The sequence below is a fragment of the Streptomyces sp. WG5 genome (assembly GCF_049974565.1).
GTDB lineage: Bacteria > Actinomycetota > Actinomycetes > Streptomycetales > Streptomycetaceae > Streptomyces.
The window spans coordinates 372,272-393,492 of the sequence record NZ_JBNGGC010000002.1; the positions used below are offsets into that span (position 1 = coordinate 372,272).

A 21,221-nucleotide genomic window follows, 5' to 3' on the forward strand; every position below is an offset into this window, starting at 1 on the left:
TTCTGTCACGATGGTCGGCGCCGTCATCCGGCTCCGTGGAGTGGCCGCGCAGTGCAGCCGGCCTTCTCGCTCCCGTCCCGTTCCCCTTCTGGGTCTCACGACTCGTCTTCGAGTGGCGCACTGTGTCTTCTTCCCCCGCCCCCGCCCCGACGGCCTCCGCGCCGCCTCCCGCCCCGGCACCGGCCGAGGCCGCGTCCCGTTCACCGTGGCGGTCCCTGAGGTACCGCAGCATGCGCTGGTGGTCGGTCGCGAACTTCGTGTCGAACGCCGGTACGTGGATGCAGCTCACTGTGCAGAACCTGCTGGTCCTGCAGATCACCGGGTCCGCCGCCGCGACAGGTCTGTCGATGTCCGTCCAGGCCGCGCCGGCGCTGCTGATCAGCGTGTTCGGCGGTGCGGCTGTCGACCGTTGGCCGCGGAGACTGACCGCCGCGGTCAGCCAGGCGCTGCTCGGCGCGGTCGCGTTCGTGACGGCGCTCATGGTGGCGCTCGACCGGCTCGACGTGACCTCCCTCATGGTGCTGGCCGCCGTCACCGGCGTCATCGCCACCGTCGACGGCCCGGCGTGTTCGCTGCTGGGCAATGATCTGGTCCCGCCTCAGGACGTGCCCTCCGCGATCGGGGTGGGCGCGCTGGTCCACCAGGCGGGCCGGCTCACCGGCGCCGCGCTGGCCGGAGTGACGGTCGGCTTCCTCGGCACGGCCGCCGCCTACGCCGCCAACGGGCTCTCCTTCCTGTTCGTGGCCTCGGTCATCCCCTTTCTGCGTCCAGCACGCGGAGCGGTCAAGCACATCGGCGGCGAAAAGCGCCGCGGTACGGCGGACGCCATGACGGTGCGGGAGGGGCTGGCCTTCTTCGCGCGCCGTCCCCGGCTGCTCGCGCTGGCCGGTGTCACCGGGGTCAGCGCGGTCTTCGGGCGCAACTACCAGCTCACCCTGGCCGTGCTCGTCACCGGACCGCTCGCGGGCGGCGCCGGCTCGTTCGGCACGGTCTCCACGGTGCTGGCGGCCGGCGGCATCGTCGGCGCGGTCCTGGGTGCCCGGCTGCGCCGGCCTTCCGTGCGGATCGTGGGCGCGCTGGCGGCGGCGGGCGGACTGCTGCAGGTGGTGGCCGGACTGTCGCCGTCGCTGGCCGTCCTGCTGGTGATGGTGCTGCCGATGGCCGTGGTGGAGTCCGTCTCCGACACCGCGGGCACCGCGGTGCTCCAGACCGACCCGCCCGCGCACATGCGGGGCCGGGTGCTCGGAGTGTGGGGCAGCATCGGCACGGTGTGGAGCCTCGGCGGCCCGCCGGCCCTCGGCCTGCTGATGGAGCTGGCCGGTGCGCGCGGCGCCCTCATCGCGGGCGGACTGATCATCGCCGGCACCATCGGCGCGGGCTATCTCCTGCGCGAGCGCCGGTCCACGGCGCCGGTGACGGTGCGTGCCGGGGACGCCGACGCACCGGAGCGGGCGGCACTGGGGGCGGCTGCCTGAGCGGGTGGCCAGGTCAGGCCGCACTCGGGGCGGCTGCCTCAGCGGGGGAGCTGATGCGGCCCGGTCCGGCGGGACCCCGTGGAACGTCCGCCGGGCCCCGCCGTGGAACGTCTGCTCCGCTGTCGGTGCGGGCCGGGCGGGTGACGCGGACCGGTGCCGGCGCCGGCCGGATGACGCGGACCAGTGCCGGCTCCGGCCGGATGACGCGGACCGGCGCCGGGGCCGGCCGGGCAGGGGTCTAGGCGGCGAGCGCCCGGCCCGGGTCCAGCCGGGCGACAAGCTGGGCGTGGTGCAGTTCGGCGACGGGCCCCGCGAGGTCGGGGTGGCGCAGCAGCGTCGCCGCCCGCCGGTCGTGCTCGTCGGGCGCGAGCAGGCGGCGGAACTCGACCGGCGTACCGGACGGCGTACGGGGCGTGTGGCCGCCCCCGTCCAGCGCGGCCACCGCCAGGGCGGCGAGTTCCGGATCGGTCAGCAGGCAGGCCGCCCAGCTCGTCACGACCTCGTCCACCCAGGTGCGCCAGGCGTCCCCGTCCGGGTCGGGGGCCGCCGTGCCGTCCGCGCCGGTGATCCAGTCCAGCCGGGCGGAACCTCCGGGGCCCGCCATGCCCATCAGCGCGACGTCCATCGGGGTCGGGTAACGCAGCCGGGCCGCGACCGTCACGGCCTGCCGCGCCTGCGCCTCGCACAGGGCGCGGGCCAACGCTCCGCCGGACGCCGGATAGGCGCACGTGAGCCACTGGGCGGTCGCCGCGATGACGGGGGAGAGATCTGTATGCACTGCCGGGCCGTCCGAACTACTCGTCGTGGGGACAGGAAGCTGGTCGTCGTGGGGGGCACGGGTCCTGGACGACCGTAGCCCGCGACTTCCGGCGCGGACCATGGCCCGGCTCTCGTCGACGGCGTGGCCTCGGACACATCCGCGGGCCGGCCCGCGGACCCGGAGACGCGCGGCCCGGCCTGCACGCACCGCGTCCCCGTCCGGGGGTGCGCTCCTGGGGCCCCCGGGCCGTCCTTGCCGACCAGCAGGTGCCCGCCCGGCTCACCGCGCGGAGGAGGAGCCCTGAGCACCACCGTCCTCTCCGGGGCCGTACCCGTGGTCCTGCTCCTGGGTGCCCTGGTCGTCGCCGTGCTGCGCCCGCCGGGGACTGCCGGAGGCCGCGGCCGCCGTCCGCCGCGCCGTCCGTGGTGCTGGGCACGGTCGCCCCGCACCAGCCGGGCGTCCGCTCACTCGGTCGCCACGACGATGCAGCGCCGCAGTTCCTCCACCGCTTCCGGGGCTCCCTCGACCGTCACGCCGTCGTCCCCGCCGGTGCCCTCCCGGTTCCACAGCCGGCGCAGCACGGCCTCCGGGGTGCCGCTGAACGTCACGTCGGCCGGCCCGTCGCCGTCGCCGTCCGTCACGGTGAGCTCCCCCGGACCGGTCCGCACCCGCCACGCGGAGTCACCGGCCCGCACCAGGAACGTATGCCCCGGCGAGCCGGCCAGGACGTCGGTGAAGTAGTCGCCCCACTCGGCGACGGAGTACGCGGCGAAGACCTTGAGCAGCTCGTCGATGCCGTCCACGGCGAGATCGGCCGGGACGGGCGCGACGGGCCGGCCGGTGGCGAGTTCGGCGTCGATGCGGTGGACGACGGTCTCCTGTGCCATCCGCCGCATCCAGAAGCCGACGCTCTGGTCGGGGCCGTACCAGGTGGCGGCCGGATCCGCGGGAGCGCGGACGGCGAAGTCGGCGCGCAGCGCGGCGTAGCCCCGGTCGAGCAGCGCCGTCGGCTCCTCCTCGGCGAACTCCTCCGGCGGCCAGGGCTCGCGCTCGACGCCCTCCCGGATGGCGACGCTCTTGTGCAGGTAGACCTCGCCGACGTGACGGGTCAGATCGGCGACGGTCCAGCCGGGGCAGGTGGGCACCGGGGCGTCGGCGTCGGTCTCCACGACGGCCCGCAGCCGGTCGTGGTCGGCCGCGAGGCAGTCGAGGAAGCGGGTGAACTCCATGCGGCAGAGCCAAGCACACGCTCAGGGACGGGGCACCGTGTTTTCCCGTCCCGGCGGGAGCCGCCCCGCGCTCACCAGGCCACGCTGGGAACCGCGGGTCGGCGCACGGCCTCCGCGGCGTCCCTCAGGTGGAGGGCGACGGTGATCAGGGCACGCAGGGCGGAGGGGCGGAGGCTCTGGGCGCTCTCGGCGGCCAGGACCAGCAGGCACCCCGCGGCCTGCTCGACGACCGGGACCGAGAACGCGAAGTCGTCGCCGTCGGCCCCGCGGAACGCACGCCAGGGGGCCGCGGCGCCGTCGATGGCCTTCTGGACCGCCTGCTCGAGGTGGAGCGCCGCCTGTTCGCACACGGCGGCGGGCAGGGTGATGGTGCGATGGAACGCTGAACTGGTCATAATCCCACTGCTCCCCCGTACCCGGGGCGCTCGATCGGCGTACCGGGCGTTTTTCACCGGGTCGGCCGCAGCCCGGCCCTAGTCTGGTGGCCGTGCGCCCCGCCTCCTCGCCCTCGGCCGCCGCGGCCCGCTTCACCGGCCGGCCGGTGACCGGTGAACGCCCGCTGTCCGGGGCGCTCACCGAAGTCACCCTCGACGACGGGCGCACGGTGATGGTCAAACGCGGCGACAGCACCGGAGCGGCGCGGGCCGAGGCCGCCGGGCTGCGCTGGCTGGCGGGCGCCCGCGCGGTGCGGATCCCCACGGTGCACGGTGACGACGAGCGCTGGCTGGTCACCGACCGTGTGGCACAGGGCCGGGCGAGTGCCGGGGCGGCGGTCCGGTTCGGCCGGGAGCTGGCCGCGCTGCACGCCGCCGGGGCGCCGGCCTTCGGTGCCGCGCCGCCCGGCGGGCCCGAGGACGCGTACATCGGGCTCGCCCCGATGCGCAACGCCACCGGAAGCGACTGGCCGCGCTGGTACGCCGAGCACCGGGTGCTGCCGTATCTGCGCGGCGCCGTCGACGCGGGTACCGTCCGGGCGGCCGAGGCCGCCGACGTGGAGCGGGTGTGCGAGCGGCTGCCCGAGCTGGCCGGGCCCGCGGAGCCGCCCGCCCGGCTGCACGGCGACCTGTGGAACGGCAACGTGCTGTGGGGTGCCGACGGGCACGTCCACCTGATCGACCCGGCAGCGCACGGCGGGCACCGGGAGACCGACCTGGCGATGCTGCGCCTCTTCGGCTGTCCGCATCTGGACCGGATCCTGGACGGCTACCGGGAGACGGCGCCGCTCGCCGAGGGCTGGGCCGACCGCGTCGGCGTGCACCAGCTCTTCCCGCTGCTGGTGCACGCCGTGCTGTTCGGGCGCGGCTACGCCGTGCAGGCGCTCACGGCGGCCAGGGCGGCACTGCGGCGCCCGGGGTGAGCGTCAGCGCGTCACGACGTGCCGCTCGTTGGGGACGCAGTGGGTCATCGTCAGGCCCTCGACGTCGCGCGGCGGGTTCTTGCCGAGGTTGGCCAGCCGCTCGCGGTCCTCGTCGGTGAGGTCCTGGCTGGCCAGCGGCTTCAGGTGCGAGACGTCCTGCGGGCTGATGCCGAGGCCCTCGCCGACCCGGAGGCCGAGGTCGTTCTCGACCAGCAGGAAGTGCCACACCATGCGCTCCTGCACCGGACGGTCGCACTGGGAGAGCAGATTGACGAAGTTCGCCACGAGGTCGTCGCGCTCCCACTGCTCCAGCAGCAGATAGCGCTGTCCGGCCTGCAGGTAGTCGTTGGTGCGCGGGATGCGCGCGCGGGTGAGCCGCCCCCGGATCTCCGGTCCCTGCTCGTCGTGGGTGGGGTACTGGCCCTCGCGCAGGCCGCCGGTGATCGACGGCTCGTAGTTGACGATCGGGTTCTCGCCGCCGCCGTCCTGGTAGTAGGCCATCTGGCCGTCGCGCTGGTTGGTGCGCACGTCGGCGTGCTTGGCCTGGTTGACGGGCAGCTGGAGGTAGTTCGGACCGACCCGGTGGCGCTGGGTGTCGCTGTAGGAGAACGTGCGGCCGACCAGCATCTTGTCGTCGGAGAAGTCCAGTCCGTCGACGAGCACGCCGGTGCCGAAGGAGATCTGCTCGTTCTCGGCGAAGTAGTTGTCCGGCATCCGGTCGAGCACCATCCGGCCGACCGGCTTCGCCGGGAACTCCTGCTCGGGCCAGGTCTTGGTGTCGTCGAGCGGGTCGAAGTCGAGCTCCGGGTGGTCGTGGTCGTCCATCATCTGGACGAGCAGCTCCCACTCGGGGTAGTCGCCGCGGGTCACGGCGTCGTAGAGGTCCTTGGTGGCGTGGCCGAGGTCGTGGGCCTGGACGTTGGCGGCGTCCTCCTCGGTCATGCTGCGGACGCCCTGCTTGGGCATCCAGTGGTACTTGACGAGCTTGGTCTCGCCCGTCGTGTTGACCCACTTGTAGGTGTTGACGCCGAAGCCCTGCTGGTGGCGGTAGTCCGCCGGGATGCCGCGCGGGCTGAACAGGTTGACCAGCATGTGCATGGACTCCGGCGTCTGCGACATGAAGTCGAAGATGCGCCGGGGCTGCTGCGTGAAGGTCACCGGGTCCGGCTTGAGGGCGTGGATGACGTCCGGGAACTTGATCGCGTCGCGGATGAAGAAGACGGCGAGGTTGTTGCCGACGAGGTCCCAGTTGCCGTCCTCGGTGTAGAACTTCACCGCGAAGCCGCGGGGGTCGCGGGCCGTCTCGGCGGAGTCGCGCCCGCCGATGACGGTGGAGAACCGGACGGCGAGGTCGGTGCGCTTGCCCCGCTCCTGGAACAGCTTGGCCCGGGTGTAGCGCTCGATCGGCTCGTCGCCCCACGCCCCGTACGCCTCGAAGTAGCCGTACGCGGTCACCCCGCGGGCGTGCACGACGCGCTCGGGGATGCGCTCGCGGTCGAAGTGGCTGATCTTCTCCAGGAACTGGTAGTTCTCCAGCGTGGCGGGGCCGCGGGCGCCCACGGTGCGCTGGTTCTGGTTGTCGTAGACGGGGTGCCCCTGCCGGTTGGTGAGCACTTTGCGGTCGTCGCCCGGGGCGGGTCCCTGGCTCGATACGTCCGTCATGTTCGTGGGCTCCTTCGACTCGTGGCCGGCTCGGACGCGGCCCTGAGCTGCGAGGCGGCCGTCGGCCGCGCACATGGGCGCCCCGAGTACCCACAGTGATACGCCCGACACGTACTGATTTGCATGCTTTTCCGCATGTCATGCCGAAGGCCCGGACGCCCAGGTCACGGGATGTCCGGGCCCTCACGGGCCGGTCGCGTCAGCCGCCGTTCAGCCGTGCGCGCAGCAGCCCCTTGCCCAGTTCGGCGCCCTTGCGGCTGTCCGCCTGCGCCTTGCGGAACAGCTCCGCGACCTCGGTGTCCTTGTTGCGCTCGGCGTCCTGGATGTACGTCTCCAGGCGCAGCGCGTTGCTCAGACACGACTCGACGTACCAGATCAGGTTGTAGTCCTTGTCCTGCGTGCCGGTCACGCCGCCGGTCTCCGTGCCGCTGGTCATGCGGGCCTCCTCGAGGTGGTGTTCGGTCCGAAGCGCGGGCCGGGTACCCGGGGCGGCAAGGGACACACGGCGCTCAGGGTCCGGACCCCGAAGCCGTCCCCCCGGCCGGCCCGCCCCCTCACCCTGAGACCTGACCCTGACCCTGAGCTTGAGCTTGAGCTTTGGCCCAGCATCGATGTCCCGCTGGGTCATGTGTCCCACTGGGACATTTCCAGGTGTACCCTCGCAGGCATGACGGCGACGAAGCCCTCCACCCCCACCGAGGACCGGCGGCAGCGCAAGGCGCGGCAGACCCGCGACGCGCTGGCCACCGCCGCCTGCGACCTGATCCTGGAGCGCGGGCCGGCGGCGACCACGGTGGAGGCCATCGCCGAGCGCGCGGACGTCACACGCCGCACGTTCAGCCGGCATTTCGCCGGCAAGGAGGACGCGGCCCTCGACTTCGTCCGCCGGGACGGCGACCGCATCAACGCACTGCTGCGGTCCCGCCCCGCCGACGAACCGCCCCTGCTCGCCTATCGCAGGGCCGTGCGCGACTGGCTGGCCGACCGGGACGACCCGGCCTGGCACATCCGTCCCCGGATGCGCCGGCTGCTGGCCCTGGCCGACAGCGAGCCCGACCTGTTCGCCGCCTACCAGCGCATCCGGGTCGACGCCCAGGAGGAGTCGATCCGCATCGTCGCCGACCGGCTCGGCACCGACGACGCCCGGGACGTGCGCCCCGCAGCCCTCGTCGACGCCGCCGCCGGAGTCCTGATCGCCGCCCTGCGCATGTGGGCACGCGGCGGCGACCGGGACTCGGGAGCCGCAGACCTCGCCGCCCTCGTGGAGCGGGCCTACGACGCCCTGACCTCGGAGGCCGCGTCCGCGACCCCCGACAGCACCACCGAAGAGTGAGAAACGCACCATGAGCACCACCAGCACCACCACCAGCGCCGGTCCCACCGCCGACGCCGCCGAGTTCGCCGGCCGCACCGCCCTCGTCACCGGCGCCGCCTCCGGAATCGGCCTGGCCACCGCCCGCCGCCTCGGCACATACGGCGCGAACGTCGTCGTCGCCGACTACAACGCCGAGGGCGCCGAGAAGGCCGCAGCCGAGCTGGCGGCGGCGGGCGTCCGCGCGGCGGCCGTCGAGCTGGACGTGACCCGTCCGGAGTCCGTCGAGGCCGCCGTGAAGTCCGCCGTCGACGCCTTCGGCGGCCTGGACCTCGCCGTGAACAACGCGGGCATCGGCGGCCCGAGCGCCCCGACCGGTGCGTACGACGTGGACGCCTACCAGCGCGTCGTACGCACCAACCTCGACGGCGTCTTCTACTCGATGCGCTACGAACTGCCCGCCATCGAGGCAGCCGGCAAGGGCGGCGCCATCGTCAACGTCGCCTCCATCCTCGGCTCGGTCGGCTTCGCCGGCTCCCCCGCCTACGTCGCCGCCAAGCACGGCGTGGTCGGGCTGACCAAGACGGCCGCCGCCGAGTACGCGGCCAAGGGCATCCGGATCAACGCGGTCGGTCCGGGCTTCATCGACACCCCGCTGCTGAAGACCATGGACGAGGCCGCCTACAACAGCCTGGTCGCCCTGCACCCGGCCGGCCGCCTCGGGCGCTCCGAGGAGGTCGCCGAGCTGATCGCGTTCCTGCTGTCGGACCGGGCGTCCTTCGTCGCCGGCAGCTACCACCTGGTCGACGGCGCCTACACCGCCGTCTGAGACCGGCCACACAGCAGGGGGAACGAAGCGGGGGAGAACAGAGGAGTCCGACCATGAAGGCACTGCAGTACCGCACCATCGGGGCGCCGCCCGAGGTGGTCACGGTCCCCGACCCGGAACCCGGCCCCGGCCAGGTGCTGTTGAAGGTGACCGCCGCCGGTGTCTGCCACTCCGACATCGCGGTGATGAGCTGGCCCGCCGAGGGCTTCCCGTACGAGCTGCCGCTCACCCTCGGCCACGAGGGCGTCGGTACGGTGGCGGCGCTGGGCGCGGGCGTGACCGGGCTGGACGAGGGCGACGCGGTCGCCGTGTACGGGCCGTGGGGCTGCGGCACCTGCGCCAAGTGCGCCGAGGGCAAGGAGAACTACTGCCTGCGCGCCGACGAGCTGGGTATCCGTCCACCGGGACTCGGGCGACCGGGTTCGATGGCCGAGTACCTGCTCATCGACGACCCCCGGCACCTGGTCCCGCTGAACGGGCTCGACCCCGTCGCGGCCGTACCGCTGACGGACGCCGGGCTGACTCCGTACCACGCCGTCAAGCGGTCGCTGCCCAAGCTGGTCCCCGGGTCGACCGCGGTGGTCATCGGCACCGGCGGGCTCGGACACGTCGCCATCCAGTTGCTGCGCGCGCTGACGTCCGCCCGGGTCGTCGCCCTCGACGTCAGCGAGGACAAGCTGCGTTTCGCCCGTGAGGTGGGCGCCCACGAGGCGGTGCTGTCGGACGCCGAGGCGGCGGCCGCGGTGCGCGAACTCACCGGCGGTCTCGGCGCGCAGGCCGTGTTCGACTTCGTCGGGGTCGCGCCCACCGTGAAGACGGCGGGTGCCGTCGCGGCCGTCGAGGGCGACGTCACACTGGTCGGCATCGGCGGCGGGTCGATCCCCGTCGGGTTCGGCCTGCTGCCGTTCGAGGTGTCGGTCAGCGCCCCCTACTGGGGGAGCCGCAGCGAGCTCATCGAGGTGCTGGACCTGGCCCGTGCGGGTGCCGTGTCGGTGCACACCGAGACGTACTCCCTGGACGACGCCCCGCTCGCGTACGAGCGGCTCCACGAGGGGAAGGTCAACGGCCGTGCGGTGATCCTGCCCCACGGCTGACCACCCGTCCCGGGGCTGGATCGGTCCCGGGACCGCTGCGCCGCCGTACGGAGCCCGCGCCCCGCACGAACGGACGGCGGACGAACGGGCGGCGGGGGCGCGACCGGTCCCCCGTTCCGGTCGTACCCCCGCGGCCCGTTGAACCTACGTGGACGGCTCGGCCGTTGTGAATCGCGTCGATGCCCGCTGCCGGGCGGGAAGGACTCACCCGTGCACAGGTGAGTCCGGATGGCCCGGTTTCGTCCCGTACAGGGACGGCCGGTCGAGGTCGCCCGCCGCCAGATGGGCGAGCACCACCTCGTACAGGTCGCTGCCGGCGGCGAGCAGCTCGCGTTCGAGGACGGGTTCGGCGCTGCGGACGTGCTCGCGCACGGTCTGGGCGTGCACGCCGAGCGGCTGCGCGGCCCGCTCGGCATTGCCGCCGACGGCTATCCAGGTGCGCAGCGTGCGCCGCAGGTTACGGGCGTCCGGCTCCAGGCGGCCGAGCAGGCCGTCGGCCCAGGTGCGCAGCGCGGCCCCGGCCAGCAGCTCGTCGAGACAGGCTGGGCCGGACCGGGCGGCGCCACCGCCGACGGGGTGCTCGGCGAGGGCTGCCTGGGCGTTCAGGGCGAGGTGGACGGTGGCGCGGACGGTCAGGTCGGTGAAGTCCGTGCGCAGCAGTGACTCGACCCGGTCCATGCGGGCGCGGACCGTGTTGCGGCTGACGCCGAGGATCTTCGCCGTGTTGACGGCGGTGAACTCCAGGCCCAGCCGGGTGGTGGCGAGCAGTTCGGCGCGAGTGTGGTGCGGCAGGACGTCGAGCGGGCTCAGCAGCCGGACCGTCCAGGCGTGCAGCGCCGCCGGGTCCATCAGGCGCTCGGGGCGGGTCCGCTCCGCGTACACGGCGGCCTTGTCCGGACGGAACCGGGCTACGGCCAGCGCGCTCACCGCCTGTCCGTACGCGGTGGCGGTGCGCGCGAGGCTCTGCCGTGCGCTGCCGCCGAGGAAGACACCGGGGAGGCGGCCGACGAGCGAACGCAGCTCCTCCCCGGCCGCGTCCCCGGGCGTGAGGACGATCACGTGACCGTCCATGGCCGGGCACCGCACGACGAGCGCCCGTTCCCCCGTCGCCGACAGGCATTCCTCGGCGAGGTCGTCCCGCTCCTCGGCGCGGCTCTCGACGACGTAGACGCACGCCTCTTCGGTGTCGAGCAGGCCCGGCCAGAGTCCGGCGGCCACGCGGCGGGCGGAGACGGTGTCCTCCACCATCAGCAGTTGCAGGATGGCCAGGCGCAGGTCGGAGGTGGCCCGCCGCAGCCGGTGCCCGGCCGCGGTCGATTCGTGGCCGGCCAGCAGCAGCTCCACCACCTGGGCGGTGTGCGTGACGATGTCGGAGGCCCGCCGGTCGAAAGGGGCCTCGCGCGCCACCGCGAGAACGGCGGCCGTCGCCGGATGGACCCGCTCCACACGGACGAGCCGCAGGTGGCGGCCCCGGTCCTCCAGAGCGGCGGAAGCGATCCGGCCGGAGGTGAGGTCGGCGACCAGGTCCTCGTCCAGCCGGGCGCGGGTGCCCGCCAGCAGACGGCCGGTGCCGTCCTGCAGCGACACGGCCGCGTGCGCGGCCGAGGCGAGCCAGGTCACGACCCTGCGCACGTCGCGTCCGGCCGGCCGCAGGTGGTCGAGCAGTTCCGCCGCCCAGCCCGCGTGCTCACCGGCCCCGGTCATCCACTGCCGTGCCCCGTCCTCTCGGCCCGCCACGTCGGCCTTCTCCTCGTCCTCGCTCGCTCCCGGCCCAAGCCGGGGACGTTACCGCATGGCCGGGCTCGCACGGCACGTCCGGACGGGCACCGCCGTGCGGCGGGCACCGCGGACGGGCGCCGTACCCGGGCCGCCGACCAGGCCTGTCGGTCCGTCCGTCCGAGCGGGCATAAGCTCGGTGAATGGCGAAGTACTTCGACGTGCACCCCGACAACCCCCAACCGCGCACCATCGCCCAGGTCGCCGACAGCGTCCGCTCGGGGGCGCTGATCGCGTACCCAACGGACTCCTGCTACGCGCTGGGCTGCCGACTGGGCAGCCGCGACGGGATCGACCGCATCCGGTCGATCCGGCAACTGGACAACCGGCACCACTTCACGCTGGTGTGCCAGGACTTCGCGCAGCTCGGCCAGTTCGTACAGATCGACAACGACGTGTTCCGGGCGATCAAGGCGTCCACCCCGGGCAGCTACACCTTCATCCTCCCGGCGACGAGGGAGGTGCCGCGCATGCTCCAGCATCCGAAGAAGAAGACCGTGGGCGTGCGCATCCCCGACCACGTCGTCACCCAGGCCCTGCTGGCCGAGCTCGGTGAACCGCTGCTGTCCAGCACCCTGCTCCTGCCCGGCGAGGAGGAGCCGATGACCCAGGGCTGGGAGATCAAGGACCGGCTCGACCACGTGGTGGACGCGGTGATCGACTCCGGTGACTGCGGCACCGAGCCGACCACGGTCGTCGACTTCTCCGGCGGTGAGGCGGAGATCGTGCGGCGCGGCGCCGGAGACACGACCCGGTTCGACTGACTTCCGGGTTCGACTGACTTCCGCTCCCCGCCCCGAAGGGCGGGGACCCCTGACCCGGTCGGCCGATCCGTCCCGGTGGGTCCCCGCGGTGCCGGCGGCGTCGACCGCCGCGTGATGCCGGCGGGCGGTGCGACCGCGCCCGGGGTCCACGACGCTCCCGGGCAGGGCGTGCCACGATGACCATGATCCGCCGGTGCCGCGGGCGGGCCTTCCCCCGCGGCACGACGATCGTCCACCGAGTCACGACAGAGAGGCAGCCCCGCCATGACCGCCGTACAGGGAACCGCTGTCGACATCCCCACCGAGGACGGCACCGCCGACGCCTACCTGGCGCACCCCGCCGACGGGAGTCCGCGTCCCGCGGTCCTGCTCTACATGGACGCCTTCGGGCTGCGCCCCCAGCTGAGGAACATGGCCGACCGGCTGGCCGGCGCCGGCTACGCCGTACTGGTGCCGAACGTCTTCTACCGGCACGGGCGGGCGCCGGTCGCGGAGCTGCCCGAGTTCATCGATCCGGGGGCGCGCCCGGACATCTTCCAGCGCCTCGGCCCGATCATGCGCGCGCTGACGCCCGACCGGGCGATGCGGGACGCCGGTGCCTACCTCCGCTGGCTGGCGGACGCACCGGCGGCGGCCGACGGCCCGGTCGCGCTGACCGGCTACTGCATGGGCGCCGGGCTCGCCCTGCGCACGGCCGGCACCTATCCGGACCGGGTCGCCGCGGCGGCCGGCTTCCACGGCGGGAACCTGGCGACCGACGGACCGCAGAGCCCGCACCTGGTGGCCGGACACATCACCGCCGAGCTGTACTTCGGCCACGCCGACCACGACGGGTCCATGCCGCCCCCACAGCAGGAGCGCCTGGCGGCGGCCCTGACCGCGGCCGGCGTCCGGCACCGCTGCGAGGTGTACGCCGGCGCCCCGCACGGTTACACGCAGGCCGACACCGCGGCGTACGACCCGGAGGCGGCGGAGCGGCACTGGGAGGCGCTGCTCGACCTCTTGAAGCGGACGTTCTGATACGGGAACCGGCACCCCGCCGGCCCGCGCTCACCGGCGGGCATCACGCGGTGCCCGGCCCGCGGGTGGTCGGGGCGGGCGTCGTCGCTCGGGGCGAGGTGGATGGTGGCCCGGTTGTCCCAGCAGGCGAGGCCGCCCCTGGCGGGACGACCGGCGGGGGCACGCGGGCACGGCACCCCGGACCCACGGCGTGCCCGTTCGCACGGACCGGTCGCACGCTCGCGCGGGTCGCCGCGCAGGCCCGCCAGAGGTCTGCGCGCAGAGGCCGCCGGAGGTGTGCCGGCGGAAGCGCCGCTGGACGTCTGCGGGCAGGGACCCCCGAAGGGCTGCCGGCGAAGGCGCCGCTAGACGTCTGCGGGCAGAGACCGCCAGAGGTCTGCCGGCAGGCGCTGTTCGGCCCAGATGGTCTTGCCGGTGCCCGTCTGCCGACTGCCCCAGCGCTCGGTGAGCTGGGCGACCAGCAGCAGGCCCCGGCCGCCCTCGTCGTAGGCGTTGGCACGGCGCAGGTGCGGGGAGGTGGGGCTGCCGTCGGAGACCTCACAGATGAGGGCGCTGTCGCGGATGAGGCGCAGTCGGATGGGCGGCTCGCCGTACCGGATCGCGTTGGTGACGAGCTCGCTGACGACCAGCTCGGTGACGAACGCCCCCTCGTCCAGTCCCCACTGCGTCAGCTGGTCGGTGACGGACCGCCGGGTGGCGGCGACGTGCGCCGGGTCCGGGAGGACGTCCCAGGTGCGTATCCGGTCCGTGCCCAGCGCCCGGGTGCGAACCAGCAGCAGCGCCACGTCGTCGCTGGGCTCCTCCGGCATCACCGCCTTGAGCACGGTGTCGCACAGGGCGTCGAGGGAGTTCGCGGGCGCGGTCAGCGCACGGCACAGTTCCGCGGTGGCGTGGTCGACGTCGCGGTCGCGGTCCTCGACGAGGCCGTCCGTGTAGAGGGCGACGACGGAGCCCTCGGGCAGTTCCATCTCGGTCGCCTCGAACGGCAGTCCGCCGACACCGAGGGGCGGTCCGGCGGTCATGGGGACGAGCCGCGTGGTGCCGTCGGGCAGGACGACGGCCGGCGCGGGGTGCCCGGCCGATGCCAGGGTCAGCCGACGGGAGGTGGGGTCGTAGACGGCGTAGAGGCAGGTGGCGCCCAGTTCCGCGGCCTCGCCGTCCGAGTCGCCGGCCGCCAGGTGGCCGACGAGGTCGTCGAGGTGGGTGAGGAGCTCGTCGGGGGGCAGGTCGACGTCGGCCAGGGTGCGGACGGCCGTGCACAGGCGGCCCATCGTCGCCGTGGACGGGATGCCGTGGCCGACGACGTCACCGACGACGAGCGCGACGCGGCTGCCGGACAGCGGGATCACGTCGTACCAGTCGCCGCCGATGCCGGCCGCCGACACGGACGGCAGGTACCGGTGGGCCACCTCGACCGCCGCCTGTCCGGGCAGGCCCTTGGGCAACAGGCTGTGCTGGAGGGTGAGGGCGGTGGAGCGCTCGCGGGCGAAGCGGCGGGCGTTGTCGATGCAGACCGCGGCCCGGCTGGCGAGTTCCTCGAGGAGGGCGGTGTCGTCGGGGACGTGCGGTGGCTGGGGCGCGGCGCGGGCGGCCACCGCGACGCCCAGGGTGGTGCCCCGGGCCATCAGCGGCACCGCCAGGGCCGAGCGGACCTGATCCCGGTAGGAGCGGTTGTGCGGGGCCTGCTCGTTGCGGACCCGCATCCACCGGTCGAAGTCCGGGTCGCCGGGCCCGGTGAGTACCGCCCTTCCCTCTCTCAGTGCTCGCGCGGGCGCCGAGTACGGGGGGTACGTGTCGATCTCGCCCAGGTGCACGGAAGCCCGGGGAAAGCCCTCGGTGGTGGTGCCGTGCGCGACGCGCCGCAGTGCGACGGCCTCGGCCGGCACCGCGAACGGCTCCTCCGCGCCCAGAACCCAGTCGAGCAGGTCGACGCTGGCGAAGTCGGCCAGAGACGGGACGAGGAACTCGATCAGTTCCTCGGCGGTGCGTACGACGTCCAGGCTGGTGCCGATACCGTCCGCGGCCTCGTTCAGCAGGGCCAGCCGCTGCCGCGCCCGGTGCTGTTCGGTGCTCTCGAAACCCGCCACGGCGACGGCGGCCACCTCGTCGGACGCGTCCCGGACCGGCCACATCTCGATGGTCCAGGCGTGCTCGCCGAGCCGGGAGGAGGCGGGGGTGAAGGTCTCGTAGCGCGCGGGCCGGCCGGTGTCGACGACCTCCGCCAGGTGCCGCATGAATCCCGCCCCGTTGGCGTCGACCTCCTCCATGATCTCCGGCAGCCGCCGTCCGATCAGGTCCTTCGCGGGCAGCCCCAGCATCCGGCGCGCCGTGTCGTTGACCCGGAGGTAGCGCTGCCGGGTGTCGTGGACGGACATCGACACGGACGCCTGCTGGAAGGTCTCCCCGGTCAGGCGGAGCGTCCGCTCGGCGGAGGGCTCGACGGTCACCGCGAACCCGTCCGGTGTGCCGGCCGCCCCCAGCAGCGGTGTGCCGCGCAGGCGGAGGGTCACGGTGGAGCCGTCGCGGTGGCGGAGCGGAACGGCGCCCGCCGGCCCGGACAGGGCGACGGGCGGCACGTCCCGGGCGAGCAGCTCCCGTGCGTCCCGGCCGACGACTTCCTCGGCCGGATAGCCGGTCAGCCGCCGGGCGCCCTCGCTCCACCCGGTCACCGTGCCGTGGGCGTCCAGGGTCGCCACAGCGGAGGCATGCTCCATAGCGTCCAGGATTGACCCTTTGTGGTCCGGTTTCAACCGCGGCGGAACCGGCGGGCACGGCCCTGTCCGCGGTGAGCACGCAGCGCGGACAGGGCGCGGTCGGCGTGCGTGTTCATCCTCAGCTCGCTCCGGACGACCTCGAGCAGGGTGCGGTCCTGCCCGATGACGAAGGTGACCCGCCTGGTGGGGAGCGGGCCGAACCCCCGCTTCACCCCGAACAGCTCGCGGACCGCGCCGTCGCTGTCCGACAGCAGCGGCATGCCGAGCGTGTGGCGCCCGGCGAACTCCTGCTGCCGTTCGACGGGGTCCCCGCTGACGCCGACGGGGCGGGCGCCGGCCGCGGCGAACTCGGCGGCGAGGTCGCGGAAGTGGCAGGCCTCCGCGGTGCAGCCCGGGGTCAGGGCGGCGGGATAGAAGAACAGCACGACGGGCCCCTCGGCGAGCAGCTCGGACAGGCGGCGCGGGGCGCCGGTCTCGTCCGGCAGCACGAAGTCCTCGACCGTGTCGCCCACCGCCGGGGAGCGGCTCACGACCGGCCCTCGCGTCCCTTGGCGACGCCGCGGGCCCACAGCACGAGCGGCACCTGCACGGGCAGCCGGCCGTAGGCGGCGGCCTTCTGCGGTGCGGGGTGGTGCCTCCGGTCCACGGCCATCTTGACGTTGGCGGGGAACACCCCGACGAAGAAGGCGGCCGCGGTCAGCGCGGCCGCCCTGCGGGTACGTGGCAGCGCGATGCCCGCGGCGAGCGCGAGTTCGGCGACGCCACTGGCGTACGTCCACGCCCGGGGCGTGCCCGGCAGGCCGCGCGGCACGATCGCGTCGAAGGTGCGGGGGCGGGCGAAGTGGGCGACGCCCGCGGTGGCCAGCAGGCCGGCGAGCAGCAGGGGTGAGCGTTCGGACCGGGACACGGTTCCTCCTCCGGGGGCCTGCCGCGCGATATTACTCGGACGTAAGGGGCGAGACGCCGCCTCTTCGGATGCGGCGGTGGCGGGCGCGCGGCCGGACGGGCCGTGCAGCCAGCCGGACGAGCGGCGGGAGACGCCTCCCGGCCGGCTCCCGGCTCCCGGCTCCCGGCTCCCGGCTCCCGGCTCCCGGCTCCCGGCTCCCGGCTCCCGGCTCCCGGCTCCAGCGTCCCGGTCGTCTTCCGCGTCCACCCCGTGCTCGGCGAACAGCCGCTCGGCGGTGGCCGGGATCAGCTGCCGGGTCGCGCTGACCTGATCCGGCCTTGCCGCCCTGTCCGCCGTGATCACCGCCGCGCCGGGACTCTCCTCGCCTCCGCGACGGCCAGTCCCGGGAGTCGTCGCAGATCCGCCGTCGTACGGCGAGTTCTCACGGAGGCCCGCGCAGCAGCGGATCCGGCGCGGACCGCCTCGGCCCGCTGACGGCAACGGCGCCGGCCCCGCACCGGGACCGGCGCCGTTCAGGCGAACCTGGCGGACAACGCGCGTGACGGCGCGCGGGCGCGTCGAGTACTGACCCGTGGAGCTGCCGCTGATCCCTCCCATGCTCGCCACCCCCGGTTCCCTGCCGCCCGCCGCGCAGGACGCGCGCTGGGCCTACGAGACCAAGCAGGACGGCCAGCGGGTGGTGGCCTACCTGCCCGGCGACGGCAGTGTGCGGCTGCGCGCCCGCTCGGGACAGGACATCACGGCCGCCTACCCCGAACTGGCACCGCTCGGCGCCGCGCTCGGCTCCACCGCCGCCGTACTGGACGGAGAGGTGCTGGCCCTGGACGAAGAGGGCCGCGCCGACTTCCAGTTGCTGCAGTCCCGCATGGGCCTGGCACACGCCCCGGACCGGGCGGCGCAGCGGGCGGTGCGGGTCCCCGTCCACCTGGTGCTGTTCGACGCCCTGCACCTGGCGGGCGAGTCCCTCCTCCGCCTCCCCTACACCCGGCGCCGCGACCGGCTGACGGACCTCGGCCTCGGCGGGCCGTCCTGGTCGACTCCGGCCGCGCTGGTCGGCCACGGCGAGCAGGCCCTGCGGGCCACCCGCGAGCACGGTCTGGAGGGCCTGGTGTGCAAGCGGCTCGACTCGGTGTACGAACCGGGAGTCCGCTCCCGGGCCTGGATCAAGATCCGCAACATGCGCAGCGAGGACGTCGTGGTCGGCGGCTGGCTGCCCGGCAAGGGAGGGCTCACCGGCCTGCCCGGCGCCGTCCTGGTCGGCCAGCGCGCCGCGGGCCGGCTGCGCTACGTCGGCGGGGTCGGCACCGGCTGGAGCTCGGCCGAGCGCACCGAGCTGGCCGCGCTGCTGCGTACCGCCGCGACGGACGTGTGCCCCTTCGACCCCGTGCCGCCGGTGCCGGGGGCGCGCTGGGTCGTCCCCCGGCTGGTCGGCGAGGTCCGCTACAGCACCCGCACCCGGGAGGGCATGCTGCGCCAGCCGTCCTGGCTCAGGCTCCGCCCGGACCTCGCTCCCGAGGAGTCGGCCGCCGACATTCCGGACGACATGGTGTGACCGTGTGACGCGGGGTCAAGTATTGGGCCGGCCTTCACCGCGGGGACGCCCGTGCCCCCTTGGCGCGGAAGTGAAAGGGCGGCACGCTGAACTCCCTTTCCCCCCACAGCCGCCCGGCTGCGCCCGGACACAGAGGAGGACGCGGTGTCGTCGCGTACCGCCCCCGCCCGCCGCAAGAGATGGCTCGCCGCACCGCTCGGTGCCCTGGCCCTCGTCGTCGCCTTCCCCGCCACCGCCTTCGCCGCCCCGCCCCCGGGGCTGCCCGGCAACGCGGACAGCCTGGAGCGGGCGTACCAGCCCGCCTACGACTACGACGGAGACGGCTGCTACCCGACCCCGGCCATCGGCGCCGACGGAGCGGTCAACGGCGGACTCAAGCCGACCGGCGCCCTGAACGGCAACTGCCGGGACGCCTCCGACCTGGACAACACCAACGGCTACTCGCGCACCACGTGCAACAACGGCTGGTGCGCCTACATGTACGGCCTCTACTTCGAGAAGGACCAGGCGCTGCCCGGCAGCAGCCTCGGCGGCCACCGGCACGACTGGGAGCACGTCGTGGTGTGGGTGCGGGACGGCACCGTCCAGTACGTCTCGACCTCCAACCACGGCTCGTTCAGCGTGCACGCGAGGTCGGCGGTCCGCTTCGACGGAACCCATCCGAAGATCGTCTACCACAAGGACGGCATCAGCACCCACTGCTTCCGCCTGGCCACCTCGGGCGACGAACCGCCGGAGAACCACAAGGGCGGCTGGCAGTACCCGACCCTGGTCGGCTGGAACGGCTATCCGGCCGGCCTGCGCGAGAAGCTGAGCTCCCACGACTTCGGCAGCGCCGGCTTCGGCCTGAAGGACGGCAGCTTCGCCTCCCACCTGGCGGCCGCCAAGCCCTCCGGCATCTCCTTCGACCCGAACGCCTGAGGCGGGCGCGGCCGGCAGGGGGCCGGACGGGGGAAGCGCGGGACCCGGGCGGCCCCGGGAGCACTATCGTGTCCCCATGTCCGCCCCCGAACTGATCCGCATCGTCTCCCGCGACTCCCCCATGGCCCTGGCTCAGGTCGAGCGCGTCCGGGCCGAGTTGGCGGCCCTCCACCCCGGCGTGCGCACCGAGGTCGTGCCGGTGAGGACCACCGGCGACAAGTGGCTCGGCGACCTGTCCCAGGTGGAGGGCAAGGGCGCGTTCACCAAGGAGGTCGACGCCGCGCTGCTGTCGGGCGAGGCCGATCTCGCGGTGCACTGCGTCAAGGACGTGCCCGCCGACCGGCCGCTGCCCGCGGGCACGGTGTTCGCCGCGTTCCTGGAGCGGGACGACATCCGCGACGCGCTCGTCCATCCGGACGGGCTCACCCTGGACGAGCTGCCGGCCGGGACCCGCGTCGGCACCTCCTCGGTGTGCCGCGTCGCCCAACTGGCCGCCACCCACCCGCACCTGACGTGCGTGCCGTTCCGGGGCAACGCCAACCGGCGTCTGGCGAAGCTGGCCGCCGGCGAGGCCGACGCCCTGCTCCTCGCGGTGTCCGGCCTGGAGCGCATCGGACGCCGCGACGTGATCAGCGAGATCCTCTCCCCCGAGACGATGATGCCGCCGATCGGCGCGGGCATCCTCGCCCTGCAGTGCCGGGAGGGCGACTCCGCGCTCATCGACGCGGTCAGCGGTCTCGGTCATCCCGGGACGCACCGGGAGGCGGCGGCGGAGCGCATGTTCCTGCACGTCCTGCAGGGACACTGCAACAGCCCGATCGCCGGGTACGCCCGGGTGGACAGGAGCGGGGAACTCTCCCTGCGGGCCTGCGTCTTCACCCCGGACGGCAAGACGCGGCTGAACGCCCACGAGTGGGCCGGCCCGCTCGACCCGGCGACCCTCGGCACGTCGGTCGCCGTGGCGCTGCTGCGTCAGGGCGCCCGCGAGATCATCGACGGCATCGCGCACTGAGGGCCGCCCGCCCGAGGATCAGGCGGAGCCCTCCTCCGCCTGGTCCCGCAGGAAGGCGCTCACCTGGTGCGCCAGGCCGTTCTCCCGCGCCGTGGCGGACAGGGGCCCGGTGGCCCCGTCGGGCAACCCGAGGCCGCCGGTCCACAGCCGGCGGTCGGCCCACTCCTCGTCCACCCGCAGCTGCACCTGGACGTCCACCTGGCCGAGGCTCGCCTCCGGGCCCGCCGCGTAGAGCACGGCGGTGGCGCGGCGCAGCGGGTAGACGTCGAAGCCCTCGATGAACTGGGAGTTGCGCCAGTCGAGGAAGGCGCCCTCACCGTCGGGGCCGATCCGTACGTCGATCTGGCCGTCCTCCAGGTGGATGCCGAGGTGCCGGCCGCCCCGGTTCTCGACGGTCACCCGGACACGGACGTACGTCAGCCCCTCGGCGGCGTCGTCGCGTCCACGCGGCGGCTCGGCCGGCTCAAGGCCGTGGACGCGGACCCGCAGGCCGGGGTGCTCGTCGTACTCCTGCCAGTCCCCGACCACGTTCGGCTCGTACACGGTGCCCCTCTCGACCTCTCGACGCTGCTTCCTATCTGTGCGCTCAGTGCACTGTCAAATGAGCGGGAATACGCCGTGGCCAGGGACTTCGCCCCATTTGCTCGGCGATCAAGCGCTACGCAGGGACGATCCGCCGGCGCCCCCGCCGGACGATCACCCAGAGCGTGCCACACATCACGTTCCGCGGCGCCCCCGTCTCACTCACCGGTCCGCATCCGTTCGGGTGGCCGTTCGGAGCATTCGCGCTCAGTATCCATATATATGAGGATTTGCCAGCCCCCCTGCTGAGGGAGG

Annotated in this window: 20 protein-coding genes and 1 pseudogene; 10 read left to right on the forward strand and 11 right to left on the reverse strand. The window is 74.0% G+C overall.

The window, feature by feature from the left end:
* Nucleotides 1–230 precede the first annotated feature (230 nt).
* Nucleotides 231–1,475, forward strand: a complete 1,245-nt coding sequence (locus tag ACP4IX_RS03635; RefSeq protein WP_426519942.1) for an MFS transporter — start codon at nt 231–233, stop codon at nt 1,473–1,475.
* A 238-nt stretch (nt 1,476–1,713) separates the two neighbouring features.
* On the opposite strand, the gene ACP4IX_RS03640 is transcribed toward ACP4IX_RS03635, so the two are convergent.
* The 3 genes from ACP4IX_RS03640 to ACP4IX_RS03650 all read right to left on the reverse strand — a co-directional run bounded on the left by ACP4IX_RS03640 (nt 1,714) and on the right by ACP4IX_RS03650 (nt 3,859).
* Nucleotides 1,714–2,253, reverse strand: a complete 540-nt coding sequence (locus ACP4IX_RS03640) for a hypothetical protein (RefSeq protein ID WP_426519940.1) — start codon at nt 2,251–2,253, stop codon at nt 1,714–1,716.
* A 446-nt stretch (nt 2,254–2,699) separates the two neighbouring features.
* Nucleotides 2,700–3,464, reverse strand: a complete 765-nt coding sequence (locus tag ACP4IX_RS03645) for a maleylpyruvate isomerase family mycothiol-dependent enzyme (RefSeq protein WP_426554738.1) — start codon at nt 3,462–3,464, stop codon at nt 2,700–2,702.
* A 71-nt stretch (nt 3,465–3,535) separates the two neighbouring features.
* On the reverse strand, nt 3,536–3,859 hold the full coding sequence (locus ACP4IX_RS03650; protein ID WP_426519936.1) for a hypothetical protein: 324 nt from the start codon (nt 3,857–3,859) through the stop codon (nt 3,536–3,538).
* An 86-nt stretch (nt 3,860–3,945) separates the two neighbouring features.
* Here ACP4IX_RS03650 and ACP4IX_RS03655 point away from each other — a divergent pair, with 86 nt between their 5' ends.
* Nucleotides 3,946–4,821 carry a fructosamine kinase family protein gene (locus ACP4IX_RS03655; protein ID WP_426554739.1) on the forward strand — a complete coding sequence of 292 codons (876 nt, stop codon included), beginning with the start codon at nt 3,946–3,948 and terminating at the stop codon, nt 4,819–4,821.
* Nucleotides 4,822–4,824: 3 nt separating this feature from the next.
* Here ACP4IX_RS03655 and ACP4IX_RS03660 read toward each other — a convergent pair whose 3' ends face one another.
* Nucleotides 4,825–6,483: a catalase gene (locus ACP4IX_RS03660; protein ID WP_426519932.1), complete on the reverse strand. Its 1,659-nt coding sequence runs from the start codon at nt 6,481–6,483 to the stop codon at nt 4,825–4,827.
* A gap of 199 nt (nt 6,484–6,682) precedes the next feature.
* The gene (locus ACP4IX_RS03665) at nt 6,683–6,919 is read right to left on the reverse strand and encodes a hypothetical protein (protein WP_217254821.1); all 237 of its coding nucleotides are present in this window, start codon (nt 6,917–6,919) and stop codon (nt 6,683–6,685) included.
* A gap of 231 nt (nt 6,920–7,150) precedes the next feature.
* Between ACP4IX_RS03665 and ACP4IX_RS03670 the strand changes: the two genes are divergently transcribed.
* Genes ACP4IX_RS03670 through ACP4IX_RS03680 form a run of 3 tightly spaced genes read left to right on the forward strand, consistent with a single transcriptional unit; the run spans nt 7,151 to nt 9,718 of the window.
* Entirely contained in the window at nt 7,151–7,816 is a 666-nt protein-coding gene (locus ACP4IX_RS03670; RefSeq protein WP_426519929.1) for a TetR/AcrR family transcriptional regulator, read from the forward strand.
* A gap of 10 nt (nt 7,817–7,826) precedes the next feature.
* Complete coding sequence (locus ACP4IX_RS03675; RefSeq protein ID WP_426519927.1) at nt 7,827–8,624, forward strand: SDR family NAD(P)-dependent oxidoreductase; 798 nt, start codon at nt 7,827–7,829, stop codon at nt 8,622–8,624.
* A gap of 53 nt (nt 8,625–8,677) precedes the next feature.
* Complete coding sequence (locus ACP4IX_RS03680; protein WP_426554740.1) at nt 8,678–9,718, forward strand: NAD(P)-dependent alcohol dehydrogenase; 1,041 nt, start codon at nt 8,678–8,680, stop codon at nt 9,716–9,718.
* Nucleotides 9,719–9,922: 204 nt separating this feature from the next.
* Here ACP4IX_RS03680 and ACP4IX_RS03685 read toward each other — a convergent pair whose 3' ends face one another.
* Entirely contained in the window at nt 9,923–11,455 is a 1,533-nt protein-coding gene (locus ACP4IX_RS03685) for a helix-turn-helix domain-containing protein (protein ID WP_426554741.1), read from the reverse strand.
* Nucleotides 11,456–11,637: 182 nt separating this feature from the next.
* On the opposite strand from ACP4IX_RS03685, the gene ACP4IX_RS03690 reads away from it, so the two are divergent.
* A complete protein-coding gene (locus tag ACP4IX_RS03690; RefSeq protein WP_426519921.1) occupies nt 11,638–12,258 on the forward strand; it encodes an L-threonylcarbamoyladenylate synthase in 621 nt (206 codons plus the stop codon).
* A 264-nt stretch (nt 12,259–12,522) separates the two neighbouring features.
* Nucleotides 12,523–13,278, forward strand: a complete 756-nt coding sequence (locus ACP4IX_RS03695; protein WP_426519919.1) for a dienelactone hydrolase family protein — start codon at nt 12,523–12,525, stop codon at nt 13,276–13,278.
* Here ACP4IX_RS03695 and ACP4IX_RS03700 read toward each other — a convergent pair.
* The 4 genes and pseudogenes from ACP4IX_RS03700 to ACP4IX_RS03715 all read right to left on the reverse strand — a co-directional run.
* Nucleotides 13,188–13,415: pseudogene (locus ACP4IX_RS03700) on the reverse strand (hypothetical protein); the annotation flags it as partial. The gene ACP4IX_RS03695 and the pseudogene ACP4IX_RS03700 overlap by 91 nt on opposite strands.
* 207 nt (nt 13,416–13,622) lie before the next feature.
* Nucleotides 13,623–15,992, reverse strand: a complete 2,370-nt coding sequence (locus tag ACP4IX_RS03705; protein WP_426554742.1) for a SpoIIE family protein phosphatase — start codon at nt 15,990–15,992, stop codon at nt 13,623–13,625.
* A gap of 32 nt (nt 15,993–16,024) precedes the next feature.
* Complete coding sequence (locus tag ACP4IX_RS03710; RefSeq protein WP_426519915.1) at nt 16,025–16,522, reverse strand: peroxiredoxin; 498 nt, start codon at nt 16,520–16,522, stop codon at nt 16,025–16,027.
* Nucleotides 16,519–16,899, reverse strand: a complete 381-nt coding sequence (locus ACP4IX_RS03715; protein WP_426519913.1) for a DoxX family protein — start codon at nt 16,897–16,899, stop codon at nt 16,519–16,521. The genes ACP4IX_RS03710 and ACP4IX_RS03715 overlap by 4 nt, the downstream gene beginning before the upstream one ends.
* 571 nt (nt 16,900–17,470) lie before the next feature.
* Here ACP4IX_RS03715 and ligD point away from each other — a divergent pair.
* The 3 genes from ligD to hemC all read left to right on the forward strand — a co-directional run bounded on the left by ligD (nt 17,471) and on the right by hemC (nt 20,384).
* Nucleotides 17,471–18,451 (forward strand): non-homologous end-joining DNA ligase, encoded by a 981-nt coding sequence (ligD, locus tag ACP4IX_RS03720; RefSeq protein WP_426554744.1) that lies wholly within the window; start codon nt 17,471–17,473, stop codon nt 18,449–18,451.
* Between the two features lie 144 nt (nt 18,452–18,595).
* On the forward strand, nt 18,596–19,372 hold the full coding sequence (locus ACP4IX_RS03725) for an NPP1 family protein (RefSeq protein ID WP_426519909.1): 777 nt from the start codon (nt 18,596–18,598) through the stop codon (nt 19,370–19,372).
* A gap of 76 nt (nt 19,373–19,448) precedes the next feature.
* On the forward strand, nt 19,449–20,384 hold the full coding sequence (gene hemC / locus ACP4IX_RS03730; RefSeq protein ID WP_426554745.1) for a hydroxymethylbilane synthase: 936 nt from the start codon (nt 19,449–19,451) through the stop codon (nt 20,382–20,384).
* Nucleotides 20,385–20,402: 18 nt separating this feature from the next.
* On the opposite strand, the gene ACP4IX_RS03735 is transcribed toward hemC, so the two are convergent.
* Nucleotides 20,403–20,927: a hypothetical protein gene (locus tag ACP4IX_RS03735; protein WP_426554746.1), complete on the reverse strand. Its 525-nt coding sequence runs from the start codon at nt 20,925–20,927 to the stop codon at nt 20,403–20,405.
* Nucleotides 20,928–21,221: the final 294 nt, after the last annotated feature.

What these genes read in the sequence shown, in the direction of transcription:
- ACP4IX_RS03645 (WP_426554738.1), bottom strand. Translation starts at nt 3,464, where the DNA reads ATGGAGTTCACCCGCTTCCTCGACTGCCTCGCGGCCGACCACGACCGG.
- ACP4IX_RS03680 (WP_426554740.1), top strand. Translation starts at nt 8,678, where the DNA reads ATGAAGGCACTGCAGTACCGCACCATCGGGGCGCCGCCCGAGGTGGTC.
- ACP4IX_RS03670 (WP_426519929.1), top strand. Translation starts at nt 7,151, where the DNA reads ATGACGGCGACGAAGCCCTCCACCCCCACCGAGGACCGGCGGCAGCGC.
- hemC (WP_426554745.1), top strand. Translation starts at nt 19,449, where the DNA reads ATGTCCGCCCCCGAACTGATCCGCATCGTCTCCCGCGACTCCCCCATG.
- ACP4IX_RS03635 (WP_426519942.1), top strand. Translation starts at nt 231, where the DNA reads ATGCGCTGGTGGTCGGTCGCGAACTTCGTGTCGAACGCCGGTACGTGG.
- ACP4IX_RS03665 (WP_217254821.1), bottom strand. Translation starts at nt 6,919, where the DNA reads ATGACCAGCGGCACGGAGACCGGCGGCGTGACCGGCACGCAGGACAAG.
- ACP4IX_RS03690 (WP_426519921.1), top strand. Translation starts at nt 11,638, where the DNA reads ATGGCGAAGTACTTCGACGTGCACCCCGACAACCCCCAACCGCGCACC.
- ACP4IX_RS03660 (WP_426519932.1), bottom strand. Translation starts at nt 6,483, where the DNA reads ATGACGGACGTATCGAGCCAGGGACCCGCCCCGGGCGACGACCGCAAA.
- ACP4IX_RS03705 (WP_426554742.1), bottom strand. Translation starts at nt 15,992, where the DNA reads ATGGAGCATGCCTCCGCTGTGGCGACCCTGGACGCCCACGGCACGGTG.
- ACP4IX_RS03650 (WP_426519936.1), bottom strand. Translation starts at nt 3,859, where the DNA reads ATGACCAGTTCAGCGTTCCATCGCACCATCACCCTGCCCGCCGCCGTG.
- ACP4IX_RS03675 (WP_426519927.1), top strand. Translation starts at nt 7,827, where the DNA reads ATGAGCACCACCAGCACCACCACCAGCGCCGGTCCCACCGCCGACGCC.
- ACP4IX_RS03695 (WP_426519919.1), top strand. Translation starts at nt 12,523, where the DNA reads ATGACCGCCGTACAGGGAACCGCTGTCGACATCCCCACCGAGGACGGC.